This window comes from Enterobacter sp. EC_64, assembly GCF_019584165.1.
Taxonomy (GTDB): Bacteria; Pseudomonadota; Gammaproteobacteria; order Enterobacterales; family Enterobacteriaceae; genus Enterobacter; species Enterobacter roggenkampii.
In genome coordinates, this window is the sequence record NZ_VDAS01000095.1 from 1 (window position 1) to 231 (window position 231).

Consider the following 231-nt stretch of genomic DNA (forward strand, 5'->3'; position numbering starts at 1 on the left):
GTACCGGGCCGTCGACAGCCGGGGCCGCACTGTCGATTTTTATCTCTCCTCCCGTCGTAACAGCAAAGCTGCATACCGGTTTCTGGGTAAAATCCTCAACAACGTGAAGAAGTGGCAGATCCCGCGATTCATCAACACGGATAAAGCGCCCGCCTATGGTCGCGCGCTTGCTCTGCTCAAACGCGAAGGCCGGTGCCCGTCTGACGTTGAACACCGACAGATTAAGTACCG

At 56.7% G+C, this 231-nt stretch carries 1 protein-coding gene; it reads left to right on the forward strand.

The window, feature by feature from the left end; translation table 11 throughout:
- The coding region (locus FHC52_RS22625; protein WP_220412237.1) for a DDE-type integrase/transposase/recombinase at positions 1-231 on the forward strand (231 nt) is incomplete at both ends.